The sequence below is a fragment of the Mycobacterium sp. 48b genome (assembly GCF_048282725.1).
Classification (GTDB): domain Bacteria; phylum Actinomycetota; class Actinomycetes; order Mycobacteriales; family Mycobacteriaceae; genus Mycobacterium.
Genome location: NZ_JBLVUL010000001.1, coordinates 53,469 through 78,359, shown reverse-complemented (window position 1 = coordinate 78,359; position 24,891 = coordinate 53,469). Strand labels below are relative to the sequence as shown.

General features: G+C 62.5%; 25 protein-coding genes and 2 pseudogenes. 19 read left to right on the top strand and 8 right to left on the bottom strand.

Going from position 1 to position 24,891, the window contains the following annotated elements:
- The first annotated feature begins 3 nt into the window (after positions 1 to 3).
- Positions 4 to 1,173, top strand: coding sequence for an AAA family ATPase (locus tag ACNQR1_RS00420; protein ID WP_418043197.1), 1,170 nt, complete (start codon positions 4 to 6; stop codon positions 1,171 to 1,173).
- 93 nt (positions 1,174 to 1,266) lie between these two features.
- Positions 1,267 to 3,879: a TniQ family protein gene (locus ACNQR1_RS00415; RefSeq protein WP_418043196.1), complete on the top strand. Its 2,613-nt coding sequence runs from the start codon at positions 1,267 to 1,269 to the stop codon at positions 3,877 to 3,879.
- Between the two features lie 143 nt (positions 3,880 to 4,022).
- On the opposite strand, the gene ACNQR1_RS00410 is transcribed toward ACNQR1_RS00415, so the two are convergent.
- Together ACNQR1_RS00410 and ACNQR1_RS00405 are read right to left on the bottom strand one after the other, a co-directional pair.
- Positions 4,023 to 4,166, bottom strand: a complete 144-nt coding sequence (locus ACNQR1_RS00410; protein ID WP_418050632.1) for a hypothetical protein — start codon at positions 4,164 to 4,166, stop codon at positions 4,023 to 4,025.
- On the bottom strand, positions 4,114 to 4,401 hold the full coding sequence (locus ACNQR1_RS00405) for a helix-turn-helix domain-containing protein (protein ID WP_418043195.1): 288 nt from the start codon (positions 4,399 to 4,401) through the stop codon (positions 4,114 to 4,116). Before ACNQR1_RS00405 ends, ACNQR1_RS00410 begins: the two co-directional genes overlap by 53 nt.
- 155 nt (positions 4,402 to 4,556) lie before the next feature.
- Here ACNQR1_RS00405 and ACNQR1_RS00400 point away from each other — a divergent pair, with 155 nt between their 5' ends.
- Entirely contained in the window at positions 4,557 to 5,774 is a 1,218-nt protein-coding gene (locus tag ACNQR1_RS00400) for a TniQ family protein (RefSeq protein ID WP_418043194.1), read from the top strand.
- A gap of 413 nt (positions 5,775 to 6,187) precedes the next feature.
- Here the strand turns inward: ACNQR1_RS00400 and ACNQR1_RS00395 are convergent, their stop codons facing one another.
- On the bottom strand, positions 6,188 to 6,658 hold the full coding sequence (locus tag ACNQR1_RS00395) for a hypothetical protein (protein WP_418043193.1): 471 nt from the start codon (positions 6,656 to 6,658) through the stop codon (positions 6,188 to 6,190).
- Between the two features lie 476 nt (positions 6,659 to 7,134).
- Here ACNQR1_RS00395 and ACNQR1_RS00390 point away from each other — a divergent pair, with 476 nt between their 5' ends.
- Entirely contained in the window at positions 7,135 to 7,467 is a 333-nt protein-coding gene (locus ACNQR1_RS00390; RefSeq protein WP_418043192.1) for a hypothetical protein, read from the top strand.
- A 116-nt stretch (positions 7,468 to 7,583) separates the two neighbouring features.
- Positions 7,584 to 7,865, top strand: a complete 282-nt coding sequence (locus ACNQR1_RS00385; RefSeq protein WP_418043191.1) for a hypothetical protein — start codon at positions 7,584 to 7,586, stop codon at positions 7,863 to 7,865.
- Between the two features lie 312 nt (positions 7,866 to 8,177).
- Here ACNQR1_RS00385 and ACNQR1_RS00380 read toward each other — a convergent pair whose 3' ends face one another.
- On the bottom strand, positions 8,178 to 8,324 hold the full coding sequence (locus ACNQR1_RS00380) for a hypothetical protein (protein WP_418043190.1): 147 nt from the start codon (positions 8,322 to 8,324) through the stop codon (positions 8,178 to 8,180).
- Between the two features lie 178 nt (positions 8,325 to 8,502).
- Here ACNQR1_RS00380 and ACNQR1_RS00375 point away from each other — a divergent pair, with 178 nt between their 5' ends.
- Positions 8,503 to 8,697 (top strand): excalibur calcium-binding domain-containing protein, encoded by a 195-nt coding sequence (locus ACNQR1_RS00375; protein ID WP_345974327.1) that lies wholly within the window; start codon positions 8,503 to 8,505, stop codon positions 8,695 to 8,697.
- A gap of 349 nt (positions 8,698 to 9,046) precedes the next feature.
- On the opposite strand, the gene ACNQR1_RS00370 is transcribed toward ACNQR1_RS00375, so the two are convergent.
- Positions 9,047 to 9,229, bottom strand: a complete 183-nt coding sequence (locus ACNQR1_RS00370) for a YegP family protein (protein ID WP_418043189.1) — start codon at positions 9,227 to 9,229, stop codon at positions 9,047 to 9,049.
- 863 nt (positions 9,230 to 10,092) lie between these two features.
- On the opposite strand from ACNQR1_RS00370, the gene ACNQR1_RS00365 reads away from it, so the two are divergent.
- The gene (locus ACNQR1_RS00365; RefSeq protein WP_418043188.1) at positions 10,093 to 10,866 is read left to right on the top strand and encodes a PASTA domain-containing protein; all 774 of its coding nucleotides are present in this window, start codon (positions 10,093 to 10,095) and stop codon (positions 10,864 to 10,866) included.
- A gap of 160 nt (positions 10,867 to 11,026) precedes the next feature.
- Positions 11,027 to 12,430, top strand: coding sequence for an IS1380 family transposase (locus tag ACNQR1_RS00360; RefSeq protein WP_011768002.1), 1,404 nt, complete (start codon positions 11,027 to 11,029; stop codon positions 12,428 to 12,430).
- A gap of 223 nt (positions 12,431 to 12,653) precedes the next feature.
- Here ACNQR1_RS00360 and ACNQR1_RS00355 read toward each other — a convergent pair whose 3' ends face one another.
- Positions 12,654 to 13,103 carry a sensor domain-containing protein gene (locus ACNQR1_RS00355; protein WP_418043187.1) on the bottom strand — a complete coding sequence of 150 codons (450 nt, stop codon included), beginning with the start codon at positions 13,101 to 13,103 and terminating at the stop codon, positions 12,654 to 12,656.
- Between the two features lie 233 nt (positions 13,104 to 13,336).
- On the opposite strand from ACNQR1_RS00355, the gene ACNQR1_RS00350 reads away from it, so the two are divergent.
- Positions 13,337 to 13,717: a hypothetical protein gene (locus ACNQR1_RS00350; protein ID WP_418043186.1), complete on the top strand. Its 381-nt coding sequence runs from the start codon at positions 13,337 to 13,339 to the stop codon at positions 13,715 to 13,717.
- A gap of 319 nt (positions 13,718 to 14,036) precedes the next feature.
- Positions 14,037 to 15,191, top strand: coding sequence for an acyl-CoA dehydrogenase family protein (locus ACNQR1_RS00345; RefSeq protein WP_418043185.1), 1,155 nt, complete (start codon positions 14,037 to 14,039; stop codon positions 15,189 to 15,191).
- 48 nt (positions 15,192 to 15,239) lie between these two features.
- Here the strand turns inward: ACNQR1_RS00345 and ACNQR1_RS00340 are convergent.
- Positions 15,240 to 15,891: pseudogene (locus ACNQR1_RS00340) on the bottom strand (TetR family transcriptional regulator).
- Positions 15,892 to 15,957: 66 nt separating this feature from the next.
- Between ACNQR1_RS00340 and ACNQR1_RS00335 the strand changes: the two are divergent.
- The 5 genes from ACNQR1_RS00335 to ACNQR1_RS00315 all read left to right on the top strand — a co-directional run bounded on the left by ACNQR1_RS00335 (position 15,958) and on the right by ACNQR1_RS00315 (position 19,694).
- A complete protein-coding gene (locus ACNQR1_RS00335) occupies positions 15,958 to 16,593 on the top strand; it encodes a TetR/AcrR family transcriptional regulator (protein WP_418043184.1) in 636 nt (211 codons plus the stop codon).
- A 175-nt stretch (positions 16,594 to 16,768) separates the two neighbouring features.
- Positions 16,769 to 18,307 carry a nitric oxide reductase activation protein NorD gene (locus ACNQR1_RS00330; RefSeq protein WP_418043183.1) on the top strand — a complete coding sequence of 513 codons (1,539 nt, stop codon included), beginning with the start codon at positions 16,769 to 16,771 and terminating at the stop codon, positions 18,305 to 18,307.
- Positions 18,308 to 18,332: 25 nt separating this feature from the next.
- Positions 18,333 to 19,133 (top strand): CbbQ/NirQ/NorQ/GpvN family protein, encoded by an 801-nt coding sequence (locus ACNQR1_RS00325; protein WP_418050218.1) that lies wholly within the window; start codon positions 18,333 to 18,335, stop codon positions 19,131 to 19,133.
- 21 nt (positions 19,134 to 19,154) lie between these two features.
- Positions 19,155 to 19,280, top strand: a complete 126-nt coding sequence (locus ACNQR1_RS00320; protein WP_418043182.1) for a hypothetical protein — start codon at positions 19,155 to 19,157, stop codon at positions 19,278 to 19,280.
- A gap of 3 nt (positions 19,281 to 19,283) precedes the next feature.
- On the top strand, positions 19,284 to 19,694 hold the full coding sequence (locus ACNQR1_RS00315) for a hypothetical protein (RefSeq protein WP_418043181.1): 411 nt from the start codon (positions 19,284 to 19,286) through the stop codon (positions 19,692 to 19,694).
- Here the strand turns inward: ACNQR1_RS00315 and ACNQR1_RS00310 are convergent.
- Complete coding sequence (locus tag ACNQR1_RS00310) at positions 19,636 to 20,955, bottom strand: IS256 family transposase (RefSeq protein ID WP_016894482.1); 1,320 nt, start codon at positions 20,953 to 20,955, stop codon at positions 19,636 to 19,638. The two genes, ACNQR1_RS00315 and ACNQR1_RS00310, sit on opposite strands and share 59 nt — an antisense overlap.
- Before the next feature lie 136 nt (positions 20,956 to 21,091).
- Between ACNQR1_RS00310 and ACNQR1_RS00305 the strand changes: the two are divergent.
- The 4 genes and pseudogenes from ACNQR1_RS00305 to ACNQR1_RS00290 all read left to right on the top strand — a co-directional run.
- Positions 21,092 to 21,517 (top strand): annotated as a pseudogene (locus ACNQR1_RS00305) (hypothetical protein); the annotation flags it as partial.
- A gap of 10 nt (positions 21,518 to 21,527) precedes the next feature.
- Complete coding sequence (locus tag ACNQR1_RS00300; RefSeq protein WP_418043180.1) at positions 21,528 to 21,989, top strand: hypothetical protein; 462 nt, start codon at positions 21,528 to 21,530, stop codon at positions 21,987 to 21,989.
- Positions 21,990 to 22,109: 120 nt separating this feature from the next.
- Positions 22,110 to 23,453 carry a hypothetical protein gene (locus tag ACNQR1_RS00295; protein ID WP_418043179.1) on the top strand — a complete coding sequence of 448 codons (1,344 nt, stop codon included), beginning with the start codon at positions 22,110 to 22,112 and terminating at the stop codon, positions 23,451 to 23,453.
- Positions 23,450 to 24,880: an acyl-CoA reductase gene (locus tag ACNQR1_RS00290; protein WP_418043178.1), complete on the top strand. Its 1,431-nt coding sequence runs from the start codon at positions 23,450 to 23,452 to the stop codon at positions 24,878 to 24,880. Before ACNQR1_RS00295 ends, ACNQR1_RS00290 begins: the two co-directional genes overlap by 4 nt.
- Positions 24,881 to 24,891 lie beyond the last annotated feature (11 nt).

Below are 24,891 nucleotides of genomic sequence, written 5' to 3'. Positions count from 1 at the left end.
ACCATGAGCGCACCAGCGAAAGCCAATGTAGCACTGCATAATTCAACCAGGTCGCCGCGGCGGCGCCCCGGAGTGGGGACGCATTCATCACCTGTCATCGCGAAGAAAGTCACCCTCGACAACCTGACACTTTCTCGCAAGGAAGGATTCCGAGCGGTTGTCGAAAGCCCCCCACGCCAACAACCTCCGACACTGACGATGCGTGAACTGGATGGCCTCGATCCTGGGCAACGTGCGGCATACAACCGGCAACGCAGCATCTGGCACGCCAACTTTCGAACCATCAAAACCCCCCAACTTCTCGAACTGAACGAAGACGTCGCCGACATCGTCGCCAGCAACCAGCACAACGGCGATAAAGCCAAAGGCGCGATCGGTATTGAGGCACCCGCCGGTGTGGGAAAGACAAGCGCGCTGTTGGACTTCGCGGGCCAGTTTCACCGGGAAACCATCAATGAATTCGGCAGGTGCACCGAGGCCGGAGACGAGCGGTGGCCCGTCTGCCGGGTCGGCATGACCGGCAACACCGGACTACGGGACTTCAACCGGGCAATGCTCGCCTTCTACAACCATCCCGGTACTCGAAGCGGCACCGCCGCCGAATTCGCCTTCCGCGCCCTGGACTGCGTCCTGTCTTGCGAAACCAAACTCCTGATCGTCGACGATCTGCACTTCCTCAAGCAGCGCACGACCAGCGTGGAGATCAGCAACCAGTTCAAATACATCAGCAACGAGTTCCCGCTAACCATCATCTTCATCGGGATCGGCCTCAAACAGCGCGGCCTCTACAGCGACGGCGACTACGCAGACGGCATCCTCGGGCAAAGTGGTCGACGCATCACACCGCTGGTGATGCGAAGCTTCGACATCGACGAGCCAGAGCACCTCAAGGAATGGCAGCACCTCCTGATCACCCTAGAGAGGCGAATAGTGCTGGCCAACAAGGAAAGAGGAATGCTCACCAAGCATTGGGACTTGCTGTTTGAACGTACCTCGGGACGTATCGGACCGTTGACCACGCTCATCAACCGAGCGTGCCAACGGGCAGTGCGCACCGGCACCGAATACCTCGACGAGGAGGTGCTGCGGCGAGTACCCATGGACGCGGCCTCCGAACAGCAACGCCCTGACATGCAGGAAAAGGTCCGCAAGATACGCCGCAACCAACCATGATGTCGTCGACAGGATGCCCGTGACAGGAAATATGCAGGACAGCAACCGAAATCACGTATACGACACCTTGTCGCGAGGTGTTCCGGGATAGTCATGACGCTGCCGATCCGAGTGCAGCCGATCCCCGGGGAATCGTTGGTGTCCTGGCTAGCAGCGCACGCTACGCGAATGAAATGCTGGTGGGGTGAACTGCTCAGTGCTGTTCTGCCTGCCGGCGCAGAACTGGGACGCTATGGCCGCGACCTGCGGCTGGTTGCTCGCCTGAGCGATGATCATCGAGACGCGATCGCCGACGCTACACACACCGATGCCGCTGACGTTGCTGCGATGACCTTGGCTGGACGCTACGGGCAGCCGCTCATCACCATCGATCCCGACAGCGGCCGACCCGACACGCCATGGGGGAAAATCAGCCGGCAAAGGTTCTGCCCGCTGTGTCTGAAGTCCCACCCGGGTCGCGACCGGCTCGAATGGCTCCTGCCCTGGATCACCACCTGTCCGGAGCATCAGTGCTATCTCGCCGACGCGTGCACCCACAACGGACACCATCAATGTTTGAGCCCCACGTGGCTTCGCCTTCTGGCACTGCCACCAGCCGATCGATGTCGCGGGATCCTGCACACAGCGTCCGCGCCGGCCCGCTGTACGGCACGGTTGTCGAACGCGCCCGTGGTGCGGATACGCCGCGATGATCCCGTCCTGGCGGCACAGCAGACCCTCAGCGAATGGCTGTCGCACCCGCAGATCGACCGCGGACTCTATTCGGCCGCACCGGCCCGCCCAAACGAGTTCCTCCACGATGTGCTTCAACTTCGCGACCGGCTCCTGGACGGGGCAGAGGCAACCGATCTCCTCAACATGTGGGGGTATCGGGCAACTGAACGCCGGGTTATGCACTGGGACAACGCCCTCCGTGTACGGCAGGCCGGCCAAGACAACAGCATCAAATCCGCGCGCATCGTTGCCGCGCCGGCCGCCGTGGTTAGTGCGTGGGTGACCACCGCTATGGCGATTGTGACGAAACCATCGATCGCCGAGGCTGCCGCCGCGTTGCGCAATGCCGAGCACATGACGGAAAAATCTGCGCCTGAACGGAGCCGTCCCCAAACGGTTCGCTACAGCCCCGCACTGGCGGCCGCCGACACCATGTCGCGCAGCCGCTGCATCGACGTGTTCGCGGCAGTGAATGACAGTAGCCTCACGCAACATCCACAGCGCGGGCGAGAAGGCGACAGCGCCGGCGAGACGATGCTGCGTGCGATCCGTAGCGGGTTATGGACACCGTGGACTCTGGGGCTCAACACTGGGATGTTGAGTTGGACGATGCACTGTCAGACGTTGACACGGCTGCTGCTGGCAATGGAATCCACGATGGCGGGGCCAGACGCCAACCGCCGACTCAACATCCACCCAACCGCCAACAGCGTCATCAACAGCGTCGCCCGGCGCCTCTACGCGCACCCCCAGTGGACCGTGATCCGCCAGGCACTCGAGCGTCTGCACCGCTACCTGAGAGCGACACCGCCACCCATCGATTACCAACGCCGCCGAGAACTCGACTACCGCCACCTAATCAACGAACGACAGTGGGAACAGGTCACCGCAGTACTTGACATGCCAATCCGCCATCGGCCCGACGCGCCCAGCGCTGTACGCAATTGGCTTATCGAGCAACTGGGCGGGCCGGCACCCAGAAATGCCGCCGGCAAGTTGATGCCCCGCGACGGAGGTCAGGACTTTCTGCGGGCACACTTCAGCCGTGACCTGCTCGCCACACTCGACTCGATCGCGATCGACTTCCTACACGCCCGTGGAATCACCGATGAACCGCTGAGGTGGACACCTCCAACCATCCTGCTGAACGGCCTCGACCTACCCGGCGCAACGGCGAGCGCATCCCACATGGAACAGATCCACGATCTCATCGACCAGGGATACACCGTGTACGGCGCGAGCCGCGCACTTGATCTGCCGATTGAAGTAGTGCGCTTTGGCCTCGAACAACACCCTTGTCGCGACCACGCATCACCTGGCCCCAAACCGGTGCCCACGCCGGCTCTCGATTGGCTGCGGACAGTGCTGCCCGAGCCGAAACTGCGCGACCTCTATGACGATCAACACCTGGCCCGCAACACCATCGCTCGCCTCGTCGCCGCCGAGCATGGCCGGACTGTCGATCACCGCACCCTGGAAACCCTTATGCGCGAGTACGGCATCGAACAACGCACCATCGCGGGGCCGACAGCTGAATGGATTCAGCGCCAACACATCGCCTGCGGGCGCACATTCACCGACATGGCCGCAGAACTCGGCGTGCGCCCGCAGGCGATAGGAAAATGTGCCCGCAGCTTTGGCATCCCCACCCACCGGCACTCGTGGCACCATGCCCCAGACCAGCGCTCACTACAAGTACTTGCCGCACTTGCGATTGACCCAAAAACCTGCGGCCCGCGCCTGCCCAGCACGCACATGTGGAGGAACCTCCAGATCCTCGTCGAGACAAGCCGGCACTCCTCGTTCAGTGCAGCTGCCGTTGCGTTGGGCTGTGCGCCCTGCGCTGTCAGCGCACATATCAGGGCCCTCGAGAAAGCGTTCGGACATCGAGTGTGTGATCGTGCCACGAAGAAACGCCCACTAACGCTCACCGGCTTCGGACAACAGTTGGTCGCACTCACCACGGCCATCGAATTCGGCAGCGGGAGCTGAAAACCTCGCCTGACGGGTGGGCAACAACGCTGATATTGAACCCAGCGGCACGCCGGTCGGGATCCTGGCCGAACCCGATGGACCAGACACGTCTGAGCCCTCGATCCGAGGTACTGCTGCCAGTGTGACTGAGATGTGGGCAGCTATGTGCCGAAGACCGGTGCCTGCATCATCGAGGAGGTCGCCCGTGCGGTCTCGCCCGAGCGAGGCTCGACACCCACATAGATCGTCGGGTCAGCTTCGCCCGGCCACCGGTCCAGTGCTGTCACCATCGCTAAGAAGCTCACCCACCGGAACACTAAGCACGTCAGCGATGTCATAGAGCCGCTCCACGAGGATCCCGCGCCGTCCGTGTTCCATCTGAATCAGCTGATTGCGGGCAATGCCAGATTCGAGGGCCAGACTCTCCTGCGACAACCCCCGCTCCAGTCGCAGGGTCCGGATGCGGTGACCGATCAGTTCGCGGCGACGCTGCCACTGTTCGCCCCGATGCGGGTCGTTTTCCGGGGGACGTGTGGGCATCCCACTAGTAAGAAGCAGAGGTGCAAAGAAGTCTGCCCCGCAAGTAGTACATAAAAATATGTCTCGCTAGAGGTACACTCAGGAGGTGGGTTTCGGGAGTGGCTTTACCGAAGAGCCGGCCCAGGGGTGACCAACCGGCCGCGCAGGACCGCGGCATGACCGCCACGAGACGCCCCAAGTGCCCTCCCGAAACCCACCCTGACATGCACATTGGCGCAAAGGCGGTACCGCCTGCCAGGACACTGCCGCTGCATGTCGAACCGTTGCCAGGGGAGGCCCTGGATTCCTGGCTCGAAGCTCTCGCGCATCGCTACCAGGTGCCCTTCCGTGACGTGCTCCATCAATGCGGCATCACCTGCGCGCGACCCGGCGCATGGATACGCCTGCTCGACCGGGATGTCCTCGCGCGCATCGCGCAGGTCACCGACCTCGATCCCGAGGACGTCGACGCCATGGCGCTGCCTCGCCTCGACAGGGCACCGCCGGCCGGCGCGAATGGATGTCTCGCGCGGACACTGCCGTCGGGTCCCTGGGATTGGCGGTCAAACTCCCGGTATTGCCCCCACTGTCTCGACGACAGCGTAGGGCGATGGCAACTCGCCTGGCGCATCAACTGGACATTCGCGTGCCCGGCTCACCAATGTCTGTTGGTTGACGCATGCCCAGCGTGCCTTTGTGCGCAACGCACAAAACCGCATCCCATGACCCGCCTCCCGCACCCCGGTCAGTGCTGCGGTGTGCGCCGTCGAGATTCAAGCGGAGCGCCGCGCGCCTGCGGCGCCCAGCTGGCTTCAGCGCAACCGGTCGACCTCCGCGGTAGTCCGATGATTCTTCAGGCCCAGCACCAGGTGATGCACCTGCTCCTCGCCGAAGAACCGATCGCTCCACGCCGCGGTCAGGGGTCAGTCGCTGCGCTCGACACCCTGAGAGTCCTCCTCAGGTGGGTAGCACTGACAATTGACTACTCTCAATTGCAGCCCCAGGCTGTTTTAGCCTGCTGCGATTCGGAACATCTCAATTTCGCGGCACCCCACTCGGGCCGCACCGCCCAGAACACGGCCGCCGAAACCGCCGCAAGCGTCACCACCGCACTAACGATCCTTAACGCGCACAGCATAACTGAGGCCGCGCACACCTGGCGGGACCTCATGATCGCAGCCACCCACGGCCGCATCCGCCGATTGAGCGAAGCCGACCAAGGCACCCTCACTCCTTCTCTGCGACTGGCCTACCGCCGCGCATACGCTGACGCCAACGCCCACCACAAACTCCGCCGTTACTTCAGAACCTCCGGGGCCAAGCACCAGTCGCATCTCGCCGGGTCTGCTCATGACGATCGGTATCGCAACGCCGAACAATGTTGGGCCCGTTGATATCACACCCTTGTGCGTGTACAGGCTTGTCCGTGTCGGGGCGGCGAACTGTCCGGTGACGGCCAAATGCGGTTCTCGTCTCGATACCGAGGTGGTCGGTCGCGGTCTCAGTCGCGGCGGCAACAAACAGTCAGTCGACATGCAATTGTTCAGAGGCCATAGCGGTGGCAGAAAAGTCTGGTCCCTCAGAGGAAGGTTAGGAACCAGCGAACGGTGACACGTTCAACGGGAACCGATGAGCCTGAGAAGCTTTGGCCAATAGACGGCCCCGCCCGTTGCCGTGGTGCAGCGCTGTAGAACTGCAGCGGGGAGTGGAATGGAATTAGCTGGGATTGCTGTGTGGCGCACCTCATGTCGAGCATCCGCGTCAGTGCGGGCCCCGCTTCCCGCCGGAATGGTTGAAGGCCGATCCGCTATCCGTACCAGTCCAGCGCAGCCGCGCAGATGAGTACCGACTGGGTAGGACGTCCAGCACGCAACCAGTCCAAGGGGGAGACCAACTTGTCACGGACGAGCAAGTCAGGTTGGGGAGTGTGAAGGAATCCGTCAATGGACACGGGATGAAGATCCGCGGGCAACTCCTTGAGCACCACGTCGAGGCCGGGCGCTTGTCGAACCGGCCGCCCGTCGGCGACGACGAACTGCGCGGCCGGGAATCGCCATGTCCGCGCATGGTTGATTCCCCACAGCGCGCGGTGGCGCCGCCGGCGGTGCACGCTTGAGACGCTGACCGAGAGCCCACGGGCCACTTCCTTGGCTGTGAACGCCGAACCGACCAACTCTCGGATGCGGGCATCGACGCCGATTACGCCGATGCCGGCGTATTCCGGCAGATCGGCGATGTCGAGAAGTTCAGAATCGTCAGGGTTGAGCACTTGATGCACTACGTTCGTCTTCGCCGCATCTCCACTTGGTTGGGCCCGAGCGTCACCGCGCCGAATAGGGGTGCGGGGCCGCCAGAACGGCCAAGAATGACCATCGCATGATGCGCGGCCCGCTCATCATCCTCAAGCAACGGACACTTCTGAAAAGCCGCTGTCGAACCCGCACCAGCTAATCTACTCCTAGCAGGGATAGTGGCGTTCAGTCACTTCCCTGGCGGGCCGTCACGGCCGCATTTCTCTGTGCTGGATCTGGACCGCCGCAATAACGGGAGTCATCCGTGCCGCTGCTGACCAGGTCGAACGGTCGCGCCCGTCGTCGCGAGCTGGTGCATCGAACGGTCTGCCAGTAGTACATTAAACGGAGCGGATGTGTGCCCACTCGGCGACGTCGGAGCGGTCACACAAGCAACGGCCACCGATTTGCAGTTCCCGTTTAGGTTCCTCGCGAATCGATGCGCCGGGAATCGAATAATGCTATGAATCAACGCAGTTCAGACGACGAAGCTCGCGGAGGCAAGGCCTCCGGGGCGTTTCGACGCATGAATGACCGCATCGACGAACTCGTCGACAACCCCCTCATCGCTGAGGACGTCCGTCAGTACGCAGCACAGAGGGCAAACCGGTCGGCGACAGACTGTGGCAGTGCGGTGCTGGCAAGGCTCCTAGCAGATCCCGAGCGTGCCGCACGTATTGCCGCGATCGTTGACTCGATGTACGGCAACGACTCCGACCTGCCGCTCAACAACGGTCCAATCACTAAAGAAGAACGCGAACAGATGCTCGGATACGATCCCGACACAGGAGTGTAAAAGCACGCTCGCTAGCCACAGCGATTACGGGCACACGCCAGGCCGAACTGGGCCAATAGAAAGCGACGCAGCACGTGTGATCGAGCCGCCGCAACTCACGGTTCCGAGGTGTTGGCATGGCGTATTCCATGGTAATCGGGGCCCACCGCTCCAACCTCAAGCGTTACGGTCTTACCGACGAGGATCTCGACACGGACAGCGATCGGTTCGTCAAAACCGTCGGAGTGTATGGATCGGTCGACACCATCGCTGAACGCATTTGCGGCGCATCTGGAGGCGAGCGCCGATCACGTCCTGCTTTCCCCTTCGGCACACTCGCCGCGGCCGTCGACCAACTCGAAAAGCTCCAGCCCGCCCTGGCCGCCCGCACCCAGAAATCATCAGCGACAGGCGCCTAGTGGGCATCTTGTCGCGACACCGTGTGAGCCTTCCCCGCTGTGCTCGTTGATTGACGGAGACCGCAATGCCCGGGGCCGTCAATCGTGACCACCACACATCAGCAAGGGGGCCAAGGAGTGCTTTTCGCGGCTCGAGAGCAGGTAGCGACGTCGTGATAACTCGGCCGAGCAGTACTTGTCGCCGGCTCGGCAGCCGATGGAATAGAGGTCCGAAGTCGTCGTCTTTGCGGTGAATCGTCGACGGGGGCAAGGCCGCAACTCGCCGTGATGCATAGCACCGCGCATCCAGCTCGCGAAACACCCTCGGCGAGGTCACATCCCGCCGATCAGTTCGAGAGCCTGATCAGCCCACGACTCGGCGAACGCCACATTCTCGGGGTGAATCGCGATCCACTGGGCGTGCGCGACGCAGCGTCGTCGAAGGTCCTCAACGTCTTCACACGCGTAACACTCAGCCATCACCGGATGATAAGGCCGACCGTTGATTCCAACCGTGAACCGGTCAAGATCTGCCGGCAAGGTCCGGCGCCAAAAGAACCTGCTTGCCAACGCAACGATCTCTTGTGATCAAAGTTGCCGACAGGTTAAGCTCTGGCACCCATTGACGATGACGTCAATATCAAGATCAGAGGTTGCCGTGACGATTCGAATGTTGGTTGTTGCCCTTGCGGTCGCCGGTGCTGCGGTTGGACTCGCGCCACTGGCCACCGCAGCGCCGTACAAGAACTGCAGCCAGGCAAAGGCGAACGGCGACTACAACATTCCCGAGAGCAGTGACAAGTACGGCCCGTGGCTGGACCGCGATGGTGACGGGATCGGCTGCGAGGGTTGATCGGGCGGCTGGTCGGAATGGCGCTGCTGGCTGGTTCAGCAGTAACGCTGGCCCCATCTGCGAGTTCCGATCCAGCCGCATTCTCGGCGGGGGATGAGACGTTCTATCGCCTGCTCACCGAGGGGGCGAAGAAGACCCTGGGCTGACGATCACGAACTTTCCGTTGATCCGAGCCCAGGGTCTTCTATCGTGTCAGCGCCAAGACGACGGCATGGACGGGTTGGACACCGTCCACCTGCTTCAGGCAGAAGGGCCGTACTCGTTCAATGTCGCCAACTCGATAGTGTCGGCTGCTGCAGTTGCGTACTGCCGCGACAATCTCGGTTTCTAGGCCGGCTCGGAGGGCGCGTCAGCTGGTGAGATCGACAACAGGCGCGCTGGCCGCGTTTGTCTTGACTGACTCGATGCCGTTGAGGGCGCTTGTCTTTGACTTGTAGCCCTCGCTGGCCGCGATGGTCTCGCCGTTGCCTGCTTTGAGCCGAAACCGGTATTCGCCCGCTTTGTCCTTGTACAGCTCGAACTTCCCTGCCACAGCATTCCTCTCCGTCGGATAACAAGATCAGAGTGGAACCTAGCAAGGCTCCGGCTGGGGTGAAGAGTGTTTTGTGGCTCAGCCGAGGCGGGCGGCGAAAGGATGCCTCACGGACAGGCGAAAGCCGCGCGCTCCTTTCGGCAGACCGGGTCGGGTTGCCGACGCTCAAGGTGGCGCCATCGGTACCGAGCTCTGGCACGGTCTGATCGAGGAGAACTGGAAAGGCCTGGGTTTCACACACGATCCGTCCCGCAGGGGTCATCTACGTCATCAAATGACGGTCCGATGGCTGATCGCCTGACGCGGCGGTTACGTGGTGCGCGCTATCCGGCCGCCGTTGAGGTGCGGGCGCGGATGGTAACGATGTGTCTGTTCACCGGTAAAGGCAGCACTGACCATCGTGAGCATTGAACGCCATGGAAGCTGCAAAGCGACCGACTTTTAGCGACCGAGGTCGACGCCGATTTGGCCAGCTACCGAGCCTTGCCGTTCCAGAAGACTTCGACGCACCTCTGCCAGACGCCGAAGGGGCTGAATGGGAACGTGACCCGGCTGAGTCGCCCGACGAGTAACTTTATGCCAATTTTGTTGGCTATTCCGTGGCCGTGTTCGTAGCGCCGGTCGGAGTTGTGTTGGACGCTGACGTCGCCGAGGGTGATCGGACTGGGAACGACGGCGTTTTGCCGCGGGATGGGGCAGAAACGTCGTAGCGTCACGTCGTGCGGTTGGGGATTGGCGGTGGCGCGTTTGGCGTCAGGGGTGGTATTTCGACTCGCGGGGTCGGGGTCGGGGTTGGACCGTTCTCGGCAGGGACGTCCTGGCGCAGCGGGGGTTCGGGTAGCGGGGGACTGGTTGGGTGGCTGGTGCTGGCCGCGGTGTTCTTTGTCGTTGTCGCGTGGCCATACCTGCTGGGCACCTACATCGCGGTCCAATGCGGTGCATGGAACCCGTCGACCGAGCGGTTCGTGGTGGGCTGGCTGTTCGAAGTCGTCTACATCGCAGCATTGGTCGCATTGGTTGTGCTCGCACGGGCTAGTCATGGGCGGCGTGCGGCCATGGAAGCTCACCAATTGGCCGTCTTGAGAGCGTCCGGTGCGGTGTATGAAACCCAATCTGGCCGGTCGGTGATTTATCGGCACGGCACCTGCACCGTGAACCATCGCTCGGCTGAGACCGCGGCACGCTGTACACGATCCACGCACGAGACGCTGCCGCAGATAGCTGATGTCCAATCAGCACCAGAGGCCGTCGCCACGCTTGAACGTGATGCCATCGGAGTTGCGATTCGCTGGTCTGCGGGTGTTCTCGTCGTCGGGTTGGCAGTCGGGCTCGCTGTGCTCGTCGCGGACCCCATCCACTCAGCGGCCGGCGACGCTCGATCGAAACCCTGTCCCAGCCTGGCAACCGTTGGTGCGAGCCAGCACGTCGTGAGCATGCCCGACCTGGTTGGCCAAAACGCCGGTGGCGTCGAGGCACAACTCAAGCGCCTGGGGCTCAACAACGTCGAGTTATCGTCGGCTAACCCGGAATACAAGTCCGTGTGGGTGGCATCAAACTGGACGGTGGTCAGCACCGACCCGGCACCGGGATGCGATATCGGCGCCGTCCAACAGGTAGTCATCTACGTCACCAAGTAGCCGCACCATGGCTGACACCTGCAGCCGCCCACGGGCTAAGCCTCGATCCACCGATGAATTGCCTGTGTAGGTGGGTGTCGATATAAGGAAAGTGCCCCTTGAGCTGGGAGGATTGGTGTTCTCTACGCATCAATCAGGCCAGTTAAGAAAGGCACTTCCAGTGCAAGTGTCCCACGGGTTCGCTGCGTCGTCGGCGGTCTTCGATGAGGATCATCTCGTGTCGTGCGCCGGACTGGTGCCGGTGATGACACTGGCTGAGCAGACCGGCCTGCCGAATCTGTTGGCTGACAAGATCTTCATCCCCGCGCCGAAGATCAAATCCGGGTCAGCGAATCCGGCACCGAAGCTGGCCACGGTGATCGCCGGGATGTGCGCCGGCGCCGACAGCATTGATGACCTCAACATCGTCCGGGCCGGGGGCATGAAAACACTCTTCGGCGATGTGTACGCACCATCAACCATCGGAACCCTGTTGCGGGAGTTCACCTTCGGACACGCACGCCAACTCGAATCAGTCCTGCGCGAACACTTGGCCGCCCTCTGCCGGCGCGTTGAGTTGCTACCCGGATCCGACAGCGGTGTGTTCATCGACATCGACTCCCTGCTACGACCGGTCTACGGCCATGCCAAACAAGGCGCCTCCTACGGACACACCAAAATCGCTGGCAAGCAGGTCCTGCGCAAAGGACTCTCGCCGTTGGCGACCACGATCAGCACCCCCGGTGCGGCGCCGGTGATCGCCGGGATGCGGCTGCGGGCCGGCAAGACCGGCTCCGGTAAAGGAGCCGGTCGAATGGTCGCCCAGGCCATCACCACGGCCCGAGCGGCCGGGGTCACCGGCCAGATCCTGGTCCGCGGCGATTCGTCCTACGGCACCCGCGCCGTCGTCGGCGCCTGCCGACGCCATGGTGCGCAATTCTCGGTGGTCATGGGCCGCAACAGCGCGATCAACCGGGCCATCAACGCCATCGACGACGCGGCGTGGACACCGGTGAAATACCCGGGCGCGGTGCGTGATCCCGACACCGGAGAGTGGATCTCTGATGCCGAAGTCGCCGAAATCAGCTACACCGCATTCGCGGCCACCACAGACCGCTTCACCGCCCGACTGGTGGTACGTCGGGTCAAAGATGCGCGCTTCCGCGACGCCCTGTTCCCGGTCTGGCGGTATCACCCGTTCTTCACCAACACCGACCTACCAACCGCCGACGCCGACATCACCCACCGTCAACACGCGATCATCGAAACTGTCTTCGCCGACCTGATCGCCGGCCCCTTGGCCCACATGCCCTCCGGGCAATTCGGCGCCAACTCCGCGTGGGTGCTCTGCGGGGCCATCGCCCACAATCTGCTGCGCGCCGCCGGTGTGCTTGCCGGTGGAGCGCACGCAGTGGCCCGGGGAGCCACCTTGCGACGCACGATCATCACCGTCCCGGCACGGCTGGCCCGACCGCAACGCCGACCCATCCTGCACCTACCCAGCCACTGGCCCTGGACCGAGCACTGGCTCACCCTGTGGCGCAACACCATCGGCTACAGCCCACCCGCTACCGCAACCGTCTAACCGTCGCCGAACAGGCCCCACCGAAGCACACAGGAAAAGCTGGGCAGACCAGCGGCTACATCCTGCCCACCCCACAAACCGCCGTCAGAATCACCGTCGAACCACACCACTCAAGTCAGTCCACGGATTGAGGCTAAGTGCTGCGAGCTATCCGGTCGCCGCTGACATTGCAGGGCTTCAAGACTGAATGTTTTCAAGCATTGCGGTGGCGACGCGTTCGGCATCAGGTTCCGCCCATCGCGGATCCTGGGAAAACCAGCCGACGGATCGAATGCCGTTGAAACCTTGGGGGCCTCGCATGTGCGAGCCCCAACAACCACGTTCTCTCCCGGACGACGAGCGCCTGCTGACAGGCATCCGGACCGTTCAATCCGTCGTTCTTGGCCATCGCCACGGTGATGAGATCACCTTGGCGCTCAACGCTTCCCACTGCGTAATCGGCACCGTTCTCGTAGCCGAGAATCGCCTGGACTTGACCGGGTGCGCAGGAATTCCACTGCGCCAGTGACTTTTCTAGAAACGCGCGAGCTTCCTCGGTGCTGGGGAAGACGGCCGCGGTCTGCTGGACTAGGTGAGGGCCGTCCGCACCGCCATACAGACTCCCGAAGCTTTGAGTCTTGAGCGCAGGCGAACCCGCAGCGTTATAGACCGCGTGTTCGCCGGTGTACACCACCCCGACGCACGATTGGGGAGTGACCTGGCATGCGTGATCGCCAGTGCCATACGACGAAGCGTCGATCGCCAACGCATTTGGCCAATGGCGGAGACGCAGCCCGTGCCTCGCTGGACAAACTGAGTGCCTACACGCTCGAGTGCGGACGAGATCGAAGGCGTCAAGTCGACACTGCACCGCATCTACGAGGACGCCCGTGCCGAGGGATTCACATCGATCCCGCCACCTGCGAGGTGACTGCCACCGATCAATCGAAGGTTGGCGATCCGCTGTATGCGCTGCAACAGGCGGATCTCGAAGTACGAATCAAGGATCTGCTCGTCGCAGCAGATGACGCCGACAATGGGTTGGCGAAGGCCATCACGGATGCGGGTGAGCATTCCGCCGGCACCGATCCGCCCGACGTCCGTGATGCCCTCTCCAAGCCGGTCCCTGATGATCCAAACCAGTTCCGTGACTTCTGGGACGCTCTGACACCGGAAGAACGTGACGCGCTGTATCAGCGGGACCCCACCATCGCCAATCACAACGGCATGCCGGCCGTCGACCGGGCCGTAATTGGTTGTGGTGTCGCCGGCGCGCTCGGGGTGCGTAGTTCGACGCCGACGTGGTAGCGCTGGCGATGCCCCCATGCATTTTGGTGATGTTGCTGGTGCTGACGTAATCGGCTGAGAGTGTGATGGTAGTCGCCGAGCGCAACAGCGGTGCGGTGCTACGTCATCCGCGCAATGTTGCACAGACGACCACCCCGCTGGTCTGGTTGCGCGCCTGACGTCGGCGCGCGGTCGTTCCTATCCGGGCTACTTCCGCGCGGCTCCACTGTCATCACACAAATATACTTTGACGTATATTTGTGTTGCTCGTCAAGGCGCAACATCGTGAACGACGCCTTGCCAGGGGGCGACGGAGAAATCCCAAGATCGGAGTTCATTTATGAAGCTGGGCGCTGAAGAGCAAGCTTTCGTTGAGACAGTGCGCGAATTCGTCGACAAGCTGGTCAAACCCGTAGCGCGTGAACTCGAACACGCAAACACCTACCCCGAAGATCTGATCGAGAAGATGAAGGACATCGGCATCTTCGGTCTGTGCATCCCCGAGCCATACGGGTATGGCGCGGTTTCGATGCCCTGCTACGTGCAGGTCGCCGAGGAGCTTGCGCGAGGGTGGATGAGTCTTGCCGGTGCGATGGGCGGGCACTCTGTGGTCTCCAAACTCATCCTGCTGTTTGGCAGCGAGGAGCAGAAGCGGGCGTATCTGCCGCGGATGGCCACCGGTGAATTGCGGGCGACCATGGCGCTCACCGAGCCCGGCGGTGGTTCCGATCTGCAGGGTATGCGTACTGTGGCTCGCCGCGAGGGCGATCGTTATGTCATCAACGGCAGCAAGACTTGGATATCCAACGCGCGCCGCTCGGATCTTGTTGCGTTGCTGTGCAAAACGGACCCTGCCGCACGCCCTGCGCATACAGGTGTGTCGATCCTGCTGGTCGAAAAGCTTCCAGGATTCACCATCTCCAAGGACCTTCCCAAACTCGGCTACAAGGGGGTCGAGGCGTGCGAGTTGACCTTCGCCGACTGCCGTGTGCCTTCGACTGCCCTGTTGGGTGACACCGAGGGCAAAGGGTTCGCCCAGATGATGAAGGGGCTGGAGGTGGGCCGGCTCCAGGTTGCCGCGCGCGCGACGGGCGTGGCACGGGCGGCGTTCGACGATGCTCTGCAGTACGCCCAAGACCGGGAGAGCTTCGGCAAACCCATCTGGGAGCATCAAGCGATCGGCAACATGCTCGCCGACATGGGCACTCGCCTGTACGCGGCGAGGTCCCTATTGCTCACCGCCGCTGAAAAGTTCGACTCCGGCGAACGATGCGACATGGAAGCCGGGATGGCCAAGCTGTTCGCCTCGGAGATCGCCATGCAGATCACGCTTGACGCCCTGCGTGTACACGGTGGGTATGGCTACTCAACCGAATACGACGTCGAACGGTACTTCCGCGACGCCCCGCTGATGATTGTGGGCGAGGGTACCAACGAGATCCAGAAGGGTGTCATCGCCAAGCAACTCGTGAAGCGCGGCGGTATCGGCATTTGAGTGGCGGGGGATGAATTAGCTGCCTACATCGGTACTGGGCTCAGTTAGCTAGCCGCACCGCTCGACTGACCCTCCTGAGGGCACACGCGCTGCCGTGAGATCGCAGGCAAGGCTGCGCAGTGTCCGTGTCAGATAGTCCTGCAGCATTGCCGCCTGGTCTGGCCGCTCGTTGGTGGTGATCAATAATGCGTACAGGCCGAGCAGGAAGAACGCGGCGCTGTCCGTCGGGTTCACGGTCGATCGATTTCTCCTCTGGTGCGGGCTTCGTGAATCTCGCGGGAGACGAGCGTGATCAACGGATGCTCACCATGGCCAGCGTCCTGGCCGGATCGGGTCGGTGAGAAATGCAGAGCAAGAAAGTCTTTGAACAGCAGAGGCCCGAGGCGTTCCTTCATGTCGAGCACTAGCCCGATGGCTCCTCGAAGCGCGCCCGCCAGGTCATGACCGTTCTGTTGCTGGTCGGTCATGAACTGCTTGGCCATGCGCTGCTCTTCGCGACGTTCCAGTTCATGCAGCACGTGTTTTTGGTCGGGAAATGGAAAAAGAAGGTCCCCTGAGCGACGCCGGCCGCAGAGACGATGGCCCGGACATCGGCCATACCGGCCCGCGCGAACTCGATGGCCGCCGCACCCAGTAGACGCTCACGTGTTTGCAGCCCCCTGAGCTCGCGTGCTTTGGGGCCAACCTTGGTTTGCGCCATCTGCTCCCGCCAATCTCCAAACCTTTACTGAATCGTTTCGATGACAAAGTTCATTGACATAACTCAGTGAACGTACTACAACTACGTGTGATGACCGACACAGATGCACGCCAAAGCAGGCGTGAAGTGCAGCGTTTGGAGACGCGTCAGCGGATACTCGACGCTGCCATCGCTGAGTTCAAACGAACCGGAATGGCCGATGCCGATGTCCGCGACATTGTGGCTGCGGCCGGGGTGGCCATCGGAACGTTCTACTTCCACTTCCCGACCAAGGAGCACGTCCTCGAGGAGGTCGAAGGCAACCTGGTAGTCCGGCTCGATTCCGAACTGGAGCGCTTCCTGAGAACTGACCGGGATCTGTGGGCGGTGCTCAGTGAAATCGTCCGGCTGGTCGTTGCCTCGGAAACGCGGATGGGGACAAAGCTCTTCAGAGACGTTCTGGCCATGCATTTCTCGGTGAGCCGGCCACCGGGATACACCCAGCCGGTGGAACATCCGCTGGTCTCACGACTCAGCAGGCAGATCGAGCGCGCTCAGGCGAATGGACACGTGCACCACGACGTTGAGGCGATGCAGAGTGCGCTGTTTTTCCTCTTGGGCCTGTACTCACTGCTGGTCACCAGCCACCAGCCCAAGGCTGCTCGGGCGCAATTGCTGGAGACGTTTGTTCTTAGCACTCGTCGCGGGCTGGAGGCTCGATGACATCGAAGTTCACCAACACTGCGAAAGGACGGTTCGACTATGTGGCAGGACATTCTGAGGCTCGCGATTGGTTGGGGCGGCGCCGCCGGCCTGTGTGTCTTCTGGTACTGGATAATGGACAAAATCGGAACCTTCTAGGCACCCTTGCCGGACCTGCGGCCTCGGCGGTGACGACATGACAGGTGCCGGGGTCGTTAGCTCACCGATGACGGTCGAACGGTCGTCTGGACTGGTCGCGGTCAGCCTTTCCCAGGGCCGCCGCCACGGAGTTCGGTTGGTCTCTGGAGAACACGCACACTTCGGCATCAATGCGAGTCGGAGTCTGGTCGAAGTGCCCTTCCCGGCTCCACAGCAGGACTGGACGGCCCGGACGATGACCTGCGGTGTGGCACTGCAATGTGCGCCCTCCAAGGATATCGTCGCCAACTGCGCACTACCGCAACTCAATCCACGCGAAACCAAGGCATTGACACTTACCGAAGGGGCCGTCGCCCTCGGATGGGTGGCGGAGCAGTGGCCCGGCCTGTTCGGGGAATGCCGTCGCCACCTACCCGAACTCGAACCGATCGCAGGCGGCACTCAGGCCGAGGAGATCATCGACCGCGCTCGAAATCTCGCCGAATCCCGTACTGAGCTCGTCGACTATCCACTGCTCGGCAAGCTCACACCATCCACCCCCGCGGCGCGCGGTCTGGCAGCTGCTGCCATCCGGATACGGGGCCGGTTGCCCTGGGGATCGAAGAAGACTCATCTGCGGATCGGCTACTCCGTACCCGTGGCCGGTGAGGGCGGGGTTCGCAACCCGAATCTGCCGTCACCGAGCCGTCCCGAGGATGACGAAGAACTCGACATCCGCGCCGACGAGCGCTACGGCATTCCCTACCCGGAGTGGAACGCCTGGACCGAACGCTTCCTGCCCGAGTATGTCGCGGTGCTGGAACGAAAGGTGCCGGCCAAGTCGCACGCCCAACGTCCCGTCCCGGTGGAGGTCCGACGCTTCTTCCAGGAGCAGACACATCGGGTGTACCGGAACGGCCTTGACGACGGCTGCGACCTGGACGTCGACCGCTACGTCGACCATTACATCGACACGCTCACTGGCCACGCATCCGAGGCGCGGGTATTCCGCGACCTGTTACCGGGATACCGGGACGTGACAACGGCGCTGCTGCTCGACGGCAGCTCGTCACTCGGCGTGGGGCAGGGTCAGATGTTTCGCCTGGAACTCGCCTGCGCGGATGCCCTCTCGCGGGCGATGAAGTCCGCCCGTGAGCGTCATGGGGTCTTCGTCTTCAGTGGTAACACCCGACACCGCGTAGAAGTGCAGTGCCTCAAGGACTTCGACGAACCACGACTTGTGGTCCCCAGCGGGATGGGTCTGACCACCGGTGGCTACACCCGGCTGGGAGCGCCGATACGCCATCTCGTCAGCCGACTGCTACGCCAGCCGTCCGAACGCCGGCTGCTGATCGTCATCGGCGATGGGCTGATCTCGGACGAAGGCTACGAGGGGCGCTATGCCTGGGCTGATGTGGCCCATGCGGTCGAAGAGGCCGAAGAGGCCGGCATTTCGATCTATTACATCGGCGTCGGCCCGACGCGGGTAGACCCTCTCCCAGAGGTCTTCGGGTCTCGAAAGTCGCGCCGCATCAGGCGGATTGACGAACTTCCCGATGTTCTTGCTCGAGTTCACCGCGAACTGGTCGCAGCTTAGTTCCCCCCCCGAATCGAAAGACGCCATGGCCTCAGACAGGTATCAGCCCAACAGCAACGAAGTTGCCCTGTTCGCCCAGGCTTACCTGCAGAAGCTGCCGGTTATGCTGACCGGCCCGACGGGCTGCGGCAAGACCCGTTTCGTCGAGCACATGGGCGCCCAGTTCGGGCGTCCGGTGATCACCATCAGCTGCCACGATGATCTGACCAGCTCCGATCTGGTTGGGCGGTTCCTCGTCACCGGCGGTGACGTGACCTGGACCGACGGTCCGCTTACGCGCGCGGTGAAGGAAGGGGTAATCTGCTATCTCGACGAGGTTGTCGAAGCGCGCCACGACTCACTGGCGATCCTGCATTCGCTGACCGACCACCGCCGGACCCTGTTTCTCGACCGGGCCGGTGAAGTCCTCGCCGCGCCAGACGAATTCATGCTGGTCTGCTCGTACAACCCGGCCTATCGCAGCTCCCTCAAAGAACTCAAGCCCTCGTTCCGGCAGCGCTTCGTCACCATCGCAATGGACTACTTGCCGCCCGGACGCGAGGTGGCCGTGCTAGTTGCCGAATCCGGTGTCGGGCAGGCAACCGCGCAGCGACTCGTACGCTGCGCCACCAGCATTCGCACCGCCGATGATGCCTACCACTTCGAACCCCCCTCGACCAGGGTCCTGGTCAACGCCGCCCAGCTGATAGCCGGCGGCGCCGACGAATTCGAAGCCGCCGAAGTGTGCGTGCTCGCGCCACTGAGTCGCGACGGCGATATCGCCGCGGGACTCCGCGAGACCGCGGCTGCGAGCCTGCTCGCAGCCGGAACATCCGCAGATCGCTAATCAGAAGGGAGCGGGCAAGCAATGAACGAGAGAGACCGGCAGAAGAAAAGAGCGCTCATCGTGTTCCAGATCTTCATCTACGGCTATCTGCTCATCCACATCGGCATCCAACTACACATGTCATTTACCCGCGGCTATTGGGGATAGCACATGAACCTTCCGATACTGAACCGTAAAACCGACAAGAGCGCGGCGCCCAAGCCGGCCGGCAGCAGGCTGGCTGGCGGCTACGACGACCACATGGAGCAGAGTCGCCTGGCCCAGCGCAGCGCTGACAAATGGCTCATCGCCGGCGTGCTGCTCATGGGCACCAACGCCGCCGGCATCTTCGGGTTCCCGTTGTTCCTCTGGGGACTCAAGAAGATGCGGATCGCCACCAAGGCCGGCCTGTCGGTCCGGCCAATCATGGTGACGCTGATCGGCTACTGCATCATCCTCGACGCCGGTCTGAACACCCAGGGCTGGATCCGAGTAATTGTCAATACCTGTGGATTGGTGTTTTTCAGGCGACCTCCGTTCCGGTCGGGGTGGCCGGGTTGTCGGCCGGTTCGGGTGGGGTGATGTCGACGGGTCGTTCGAGCAGTTTGCCTTTGTGGAACACCGCTCCGGCCCGGACCAGGGCGACCAGGTGCGGGGCGTTCACCGCCCGCCAGCGGGCTTGTGCGGCGTCAATGAGCTTGTAGGCCATGGCGATACCCGCCGCGCGGGAACCCGGCCCCTTGGTGACCTTGGTGCGCAACCGGACCGTGGCGAAGGTCGACTCGATCGGATTGGTGGTGCGCAGATGTACCCAGTGCTCGGCGGGATAGTGGTAGAACTCCAGCAGCACATCGAGGTCGTCAACGATCTTGGCCACGGCCTTGGGGAACTTGGCGCCGTAGTCCAGTTCGAAGGCTTTGACCGCGACCTGCGCGTGGTCGATGTCCTCGGCGCCCGCGATTTCCCGCATCGCCGCGATCGCCCCCGGATGCGCCGACTTCGGTAGTGCGGCAAGGACATTGGCCTGCTTGTGAAACCAGCACCGCTGCTCACGGGTATCGGGGAACACCTCACGGACCGCTTTCCAGAACCCCAGAGCACCGTCCCCGACCGCGAGCACCGGGGCGCGCATGCCACGGCGCCGGCAGTCCCGCAGCAGATCCGCCCACGAGTCCGCTGATTCGCGGTACCCGTCGGTCAGCGCGACCAGTTCCTTGCGGCCGTCGGCGCGCACCCCCAGCATCACCAGCAGGCACAGTTTGTCCTGCTCCAGGCGGACCTTGAGATGGATGCCGTCCACCCACAGGTACACATAATCGGTGCCCGACAGGTCCCGGCGGCCGAACGCGGCGGCCTCGTCCTGCCACTGCGCGGTCAGTCGGGTGATCGCCGGAGCCGAGAGCCCCGCCCCCGAGCCGAGGAACTGCTCCAACGCCGGACCGAAGTCGCTGCTGGACAGGCCATGCAGGTACAGCAACGGCAGCACCTCGGCCATCTGCGGGGACTTACGCGCCCACGCCGGCAGTATCTTCGACGAGAATCGTTGCCGCTCACCGGTTTCCGGATCGACCCGTTTGTCGTTGACCCGCGGCGCCTTCACCTCGATCGCCCCAGCGCCGGTGAGCACCTCCCGGACGTTGTGGTGGCCGTTGCGGACCACCAGCCGGTGCCCATTCTCGTCGACCTGATCGACGAACTGGTCGACATAGGCGGCGACCTCGGCCTGCAAAGCGGCGGCCAGCATCTGCCGGGCACCGTCGCGGACAATCTCATCCAACAACGACCGACCGGCACCGCTGCGGGTGTCGTTGGCCTGCGCGACATCGTGAACTACGGTGAGCACGGGCGTGCCTTCCCAACCAGCGCGCCAACGCCGGTCTTGATCAGAAACGAACTGGACTTGTGATCATCCCCGGGAAGGCGCGCCCACATTCACGCCGCCCTACCAAGGCTCATCCACAGGTTCTGATCATTGCTCCTGGATCCTGGACATGGTCGGCAACCACACCCTGGTCTACCGGGTGCTCTACACCGGCTGGGGCAACCTCTTCGACATGGGCTACTTCTGGCATTACAACCAGCTGTGGATCGGCGGATCAGGCGCCCCAGGCGAAAAAGGCTGGGAATTCGCCCTGATCCTCATCGTCTTTCCCATGCGCATCGCCGCGGGCATCGCGTTCCTGCAGATGAAGCGCTGGGGGTACCAGTGGCTGATCGTCACGTGCTGGTTCGGCGTGGTGATCTGGGTGGGTTACGTCATGAACATGACCGTCTACGCCGACCTTCGGTACACCGGCACCGCACTGCCGGTCATCGGATGGTGGCTCTACGACATCGTCTACATAACACCGTTCCTGGCGATCCCATACCTACACACCGTCAACCGCGAAATCTTCTCGGAATAAGGGGAATTCAATGCCAACACCAACTCCTGACACCGACGAGTCCGCGGCCGCCGGAGCCGAAGACAAGACACTGCCGTTGGGTACCACCAAAGAGTGGTCCAACATGCACAAGTGGTTGCAGCGCGGCATCCTCATCTGCCTTACCGCCCTGGTCATCGAGGGCGCATTCACTCTGCCGTTCATCATGATCTACTACGGCTATCCCACCTTGGGGTTCCGCGACATCTGCAGCGAGCTGATGAAAGTGCGCTACAACGACGACACCCTGGAGTGCAAGCACCCCTACGACTTCCCGGGCCCCCCGTTCGGCGGCCCGCCCGAAGCTGCCGGAATCAACACTGCGCTCGACGAGTGGGGCGTTCAGCCCAAGCCGATGTACCCGCGGATCGGATTCCGTGAATTGGTCCGTATCCACGACGAGCGGATCGCACGGCAAGCGGCCGAACAGGGCGCAGTACACCAACGTCCGTGAGTGCGGGGGCGGCCGCAGAGCAAGGTGACGGGCGCCCGCACTTGCGCCTAAATATACTTAGACGTTTACTTATATGAGGCTGGCGCCGAGGCGGCATCGCGCCAGCACCAAGGGAGAACAATGACATCAGCGACCGAACGTCTCATGGCTCTCATGGGCACCGACGACTGCTACCACCACGCCCCAGGAGACCTGCTCGCCGATCAACTCGCGGCGGCCAACGAACGCTTCGAAAGCCAGATCGGCTCCATAGGCCTGCTGCGCAACCGCGCCGAGTCCGGTGGAATTGCTGGGATCGGCACGCTGGCCGACCTCGTTCCATTGCTATTGGCCCACACCACCTACAAAAGCTACTCCGAAGGCTGGCTCACCGAAGGTCAATGGGACCGGATGGGTCGCTGGCTCAACACCGTGTCCGCCCGACCGGTCGAGAACGTGAGCTACGAGGGTGTCTCCACTCTCGACGAGTGGATTAATCGCATGGAGAGCATCGGACACTATCTATCCTGCTCGAGCGGGACCACCGGCAAGCCCGCCATCCTCAGCGGGACCGAAGGCGATATCGATTTCTCTGCGCGAGGTAACGCTGACGGCATCGTGTGGGCGATGGGCCTCAAACCCGATCCGACGCGCAAGTTCTTCGGCATCGGACCGCAGTTCGCCGCGCCACGCGAAAACGCGATCAAGAATGCGATGATTGCCGCGATCGCCCCCGATGTCGAGCCCTACCAGTTCGGCTCCGAACCCATCACCGTCGGCGGCATGGTCGAGATGATCGTGTTGCGCCGCAAGATCGCCGACGGTACCGCGCTGCCTTCCGAGATCGCCGAGTTCGAACAGATCGCCCACAAACGCGGCACCGAAATGACCGAATCGGCCGACAAGACTGTCGAGGCGCTCATCGAAGCGCGTGGCCATCCGATCATGGTCAGCGGCATGTACGGCCAGCTGTATCCGATCGCCGAAGCTGTCCGCGCAAAAGGCTTCAGCGGCACAGATTTTCACCCCGACAATTCGATGTTTGTCGCTGGCGGTCTCAAGGGCGCCGTGTTACCTGAGAACTTCCACGAATACATCCTGGAGACCTTCAATGTCGCCGAAAACCGGATGTATCACATGTACAGCATGCGTGAGATCAACTCGACATTCCCGTTGTGTGAGGCTAAGCGCTACCACATCGCACCCTGGGTGATCGCCCTGCCGCTGGACGTCAGTGGCGAGCAGTTGCTCGATGCTGGCGACGGCGAGATCGAGGCCCGCGCGGCGTTCATGGATCTGTCGATCGAGGGCCGCTGGGGCGGCATCATCAGCGGCGACAAGGTCGCGATCAGCTTCGGCAAGTGTGCCTGCGGGCACCAGGGCCCGACGGTGGCACGCGAGATTCTGCGCTTCGCCGATCTGCCTGACGGCGACAAGATCAGCTGCGCGGGCAGTATCGATGCCTACGTGCGGGGTGTGTCGTGAGTTCAGTCACCGGACAGGTGCTATCTGCACCTCACTTCGTCCAGGGGCGTGTCGTCGAAGGCGCCGACGTGCAGCACCGTTCCCGTGATCTTGGCGCTGACTTTTCCACACCGGCAATTGATCTCGATGCGATCGTGACGCCGCGGTCCCAGCTGCCACCGCTGCTGGACACCCCATTGTCGGAGATCATCGACTTCCTGGTTGAGGTGGGCCAACAGCTGCAGTTGGACCGCAATCCGTACCTGCAGGAATGTTTGGAGTACATCGCAGCGACCAATCCGTTGCCGCGTCGGGTGGTGGAAAACCTCTATCGGGAGGCGCCGCTGTATCTGAGCCGACCACTGCTGGAGAGCATGGTCGAATCGAACTTTGCCCAGCCCGAGGCTCTCGACGGCTGGGTAGAGAAGACCGACCCGTTTGGCAGCAAGCTGGCGCTGCGGGCCTTCCCGCCACGGATCGTGCACATGCTCGCCGGCAACGCTCCAGCCGGCTGCGTGGCCTCGATTGCTCAAGGCGCGATCGTCAAGGCGATCAGCCTGTTCAAGATGCCGTCGAGTGATCCGTTCACCACCGTCGCGGTGCTGCGCACGATGGCCGACATCGACGCAACCCATCCGGTGGTGCGCTCAATGAACGCGGTGTACTGGCAGGGCGGCGACGAAACGATCGAACGGACGTTGTACCGGCCCCAGTACTTCGACAAGATTGTCGCCTGGGGCGGAGGGCCGGCAATCAACAACGTCATCCGCTACCTCGGCCCAGGCATCCAACTGGTGTCTTTCGACCCGAAGTCCTCAATCTCGATGATCGGCCGTGAAGCATTCGAGTCCGAGGAGGCCATGGATGACGTCGCTGAGCGGCTTGCCCTTGACACCACAGTGTTCAACCAGGAGGCCTGCCTGGCAAGCCGATTCGTGTTCGCCGAAGGCGACCCGGCGCAAGTCGAAAAGTTCTGCGCCAAGCTTCTCAGCCGGCTCGGCGTGGACCGAACCTACGCCTCAGCACAAGCAATGCCGTTGCCCACCGAGGTTCGCGAAGAAGTCGAGATCATGACGGCGATGGGCGATCTGAAGACCTGGGGCGGATTCGATGGCCGCGGTTTGGTGATCCTCTCGGACGCTCCGGTGAACTTCCATCCCTCCAACAAGACATCGAACGTCGTCCTCGTCGAGGCTCTCGATGACGCTGTGAAGTATGTCAACGTTGCCACCCAGACGATCGGCGTCTATCCCTACGCGCGCAAACAACAGCTACGGGACCGACTGGCTGCCGCGGGCGCCCAACGTCTGTGCCGACTGGGAACAGCCAATGCCCACGCCCTGGGCAGCCCACACGATGCGATGTATCCGCTGCAGCGCCTGGTGCACTGGATGGCCGACGACGATGTCGACCTCGCCCACATCAGCTCGATCGGAGAATTCGAATGACAGTTCACAGG